This is a genomic window from Nostoc sp. CALU 1950, from assembly GCF_051172895.1.
GTDB classification, from domain to species: Bacteria; Cyanobacteriota; Cyanobacteriia; order Cyanobacteriales; family Nostocaceae; genus Nostoc; species Nostoc edaphicum_A.
The window spans coordinates 1-3,371 of record NZ_JBDNJQ010000309.1; the positions used below are offsets into that span (position 1 = coordinate 1).

Sequence of the window (3,371 nt, forward strand, 5' to 3'; positions counted from 1 at the left end):
GTGACTGTAACCATAAGTTTGCCGGGGCGGCACGTTTATGCTTTCAAAACGCCTGGGCAAGTTTAGGTGAAAAATTAGTTTTGATGTATGGGTGGTAAGAAGTTAGAGGGTGTATTAGCAGCCAAATCATCGACATCATCGAACCACATACACTGCCACAGAGGCTTATTGCTTTGATTAGAGAGCGGAGCTATCAATTGTTGCCGCCAAAAGTCAACGCTTTCAGTTTCTTTATTAACTACTTGATTAAGTTGCAGTCCACCTAACCATAGATGACAGATTGAGCAATATCCTGGACGAGAATACCTTGATAATGGTGGAAACTCTTGCTGGCAGTGAGGGCATTGCTCAATCAGTGACTGATGCTCATGGTGAGGGCATTCCTTAATTGTGTTGACTAACCACAGCAGTGGATTGTAAATTACTCGATTATTGGTACGCCAGGTGTCATAGCATACTGGGCACCAAGCTTGATGTAAGCGCAGAATGCTAAACTCGAAAAAAATACTTGCCCACTTCAATGGCCACAGACAAGATAAATCTTGACGCTGGGTCAATTCTTCTAGAACTTGAATTAGAGTAGTGGCAATGTTAACTCTGGTTTGGCTTGCTGTAGTTAAAGAATCTTGAACTCCAAATAAATGATTAATGATGTTGATGGAACTAGCACTGCTTGTTTTGTGCCCCATCAGTGGAATAATCTTTGACAAAATTAGTTCTTCAGCAGTTATGGTGTGATAGTCGGCAAGGCGAGCAATATATCCACTTAAGCTCTCCATATAAAGCGTACCAATACCAATTGGCTCCAATGGGAATAATTGACAACGTTGTGGAATTGTTGGTTTTTCCAAATTCCAAAACTCATCTTCGGTATAATAATCAACTAACATCAAGATTAATTCCTACAGGATCTCTTTTAGCCAGACGTTTTCCAACACGACCTTTCGTTTGAGATGGTTGCTTAACCTCTTCATTGGTCAAACTGGGCGTCACACTTGCAACCTCGTTTTGCCATCGCTTCTCTCCAGCTTGTGCTTCCTGTTGAATTTGCTGCCGTCGTGCTTTTGAGTATTCGTTTTGTTGGATATACTTCGCATTGAGGGTTGTCGCATTCTCTGCCAAGGCGTTTCGTAACGCTTTTGTCAACCAAGTTTTGAGGAGACCAACGCTGCCAACTGAGTAATCCAAAAAATATTCATATTGTTCTACCAAGCAAGGTTCTTCTACCATTGGTAAATGTGCCTGAAATGTTCTGAGAACCCGCATAAACTCAGCTATATCCTCTTTGTTGTCTGTCGAATAACGAGGTAAATGTATATCATCGCTGCGTCGGCTGACTTGACCACTGAGGTGACAGCAGTTGAGTAAATCATAAGTACCGAATAAAATATGTACGACACCAGTAACATTAGCGATAGATTTTATCCAATTCATCTGATGTAACATTTGTTTTCCTCCAGCAACCATCAGCAAATGTTGGGCTTCATCTATCATTAATGCTGTTAATTGATGGTGTCGCATAGATTGTTCTAAAGCACGACGCACAGTATCAGAACTTTTGGAAGCAAAGTATGTAGCCGAAAGAGTGTTTGCATACTTTTGATAATTTGATGTACTATTTGTAGTGATTGAATTGAGCGAGATTTTCTCTAGAGATTCTAGAACCCGGAGGTAGTAATCTTTATAATTAAACTTTCCTGCTTCATTAGCAATTGCCTCTATACCTGCGACTGGGATCTGACAAATATTACTGTTCATAGATGCTAATGCACCTTCCATTAACAGTTTTTCAGTTCGTAGTCGTAAAGTAGTCTTCCCTACTCCTGCTGGGCCAACAACGAACAAGACACAGATATCTGTTGGTTGTTGAAGATTCATCAACAAAATATCTAAAGCCTGTTTTAACCGTAAATGTCCAATTGTAATCCCCTGAAAATAGTTCAGCCGCTCAGTTGATGATTGAGTAAGAAGTGCTTGAGGAAATAGACGTTTGTATTTTATTGCCATAACTCCTCTTGAGTATGGGGTTGAATTTTTTCTAAATCTATTGCTGAAATATTTAATTTATCTGTTTGTGATAAAACTTCAGTAGGATTGGTTGTATTAATGTTAATTGGATATTCATCAAGATAAGTTTTTGTCTGTTTAATATTATTTTGATACAGTAATTGACGCATATCTAGTGCAGCCAAATCGTGCAATCTTTGTGCCTGTAAAGTTTCTTGAGCTTCTGCTGATTCTAGATACTGTGCAAGTTCCTTAGCCCTAATTGTTATCTTTTGGTTATACTGATTTTTCTGCTGGCGCAATTCAATACTTGCAAGTCGAATTTCTCTTTCTGAATGACCTTGTAAGGATGAGTAATATTCAGAAATACACCGCACCCAATTACCTTTGACATAAGCATAAGCAGTCCCGACATCAAATGGGTCGTATCTAACTGGGACTTGAGTTCCTTCAACTTCAGGATTAAGAAAGGAATCATCAATTGACCAGTAGTAAATAGAATTAATTTTTATACCAATTCTTGGTATTATTTTTGCACTTCCCTTCGGAGTTGAAGGCAAGGTAAAAATTTTAAAGTTTTCATCATCTAAAATTTTTTCTCCATAGCGCATTCCACTTTGATTAAGACCTCTTTCAAATGCAGCATTAGGAGAGAGTCCTAACGCCGGATGCTCTCTACAGTCATAAATAACATAAGCATATTCACAAAAATATTCATATAATTCTGGCAATGTCCAGACAGCTTGTACTTTTGGGTTATTTGCTTTATTTACCAAGCGAACCTGTTTAGTAATTTGAGTATTGCCCTTTAGGTTGTAAAAGAATTCTGTGTTAGTTGTGCCAAAAAAACGTTCAATAAGTGAACCAAACCTTGGACTAGCAACGGGGCGTTGTTTTTTTGTGCAAGCAAACGCTGCCAGAAGAGTTTCAAAGTAAATACTGCCAAACTCTACACCATTATCCATTATTAATGTTTCTGGGAAACGTCCAAGTCGCTGCACGCAAATTCGCAACACCATCATGCAAGAGCGATACGATGGTGGGTCAAAAGTTAAATAGATGGCAAAAATGCGACGGGAGAAAGCATCAATAAGAATCGTTGCCCAAGGTCTGCCTAAACAACGTCCAGTGCGAGAACAAACTAACTCAATATCTAATTCCGTATGGTCAATGTGGCAGATTTCAAATGGACGACTGCCGTGGTTAGGCGTGGAAAGCGTTAATTCGTGATAAAAAGGATTCTTTTGGTAAGCTGCTCTACTACCTTGTCTTTGGCGAGTTTGCCGTACTGGATCTCGTTGATTAATACCAGGGCTATTTCATTCTAAATAAGTCTTTGAGCGTGTTAAGACTAAAACCAGCGA

4 protein-coding genes are annotated in these 3,371 nt (G+C 39.1%); 1 reads left to right on the forward strand and 3 read right to left on the reverse strand.

Annotated elements, in window-relative coordinates; all coding sequences use genetic code 11:
* Positions 1–74 precede the first annotated feature (74 nt).
* The 3 genes from ABF638_RS37250 to ABF638_RS37260 are packed head-to-tail and all read right to left on the reverse strand — an operon-like array spanning position 75 to position 2,972.
* Complete coding sequence (locus tag ABF638_RS37250; RefSeq protein WP_435027763.1) at positions 75–890, reverse strand: TniQ family protein; 816 nt, start codon at positions 888–890, stop codon at positions 75–77.
* A complete protein-coding gene (locus ABF638_RS37255) occupies positions 880–2,007 on the reverse strand; it encodes an AAA family ATPase (protein WP_435027764.1) in 1,128 nt (375 codons plus the stop codon). Before ABF638_RS37255 ends, ABF638_RS37250 begins: the two co-directional genes overlap by 11 nt.
* Positions 1,998–2,972: a Mu transposase C-terminal domain-containing protein gene (locus tag ABF638_RS37260; protein WP_435027765.1), complete on the reverse strand. Its 975-nt coding sequence runs from the start codon at positions 2,970–2,972 to the stop codon at positions 1,998–2,000. The genes ABF638_RS37255 and ABF638_RS37260 overlap by 10 nt, the downstream gene beginning before the upstream one ends.
* Positions 2,973–3,066: 94 nt before the next feature.
* On the opposite strand from ABF638_RS37260, the gene ABF638_RS37265 reads away from it, so the two are divergent.
* Positions 3,067–3,237 (forward strand): hypothetical protein, encoded by a 171-nt coding sequence (locus tag ABF638_RS37265; protein WP_435027766.1) that lies wholly within the window; start codon positions 3,067–3,069, stop codon positions 3,235–3,237.
* Positions 3,238–3,371 lie beyond the last annotated feature (134 nt).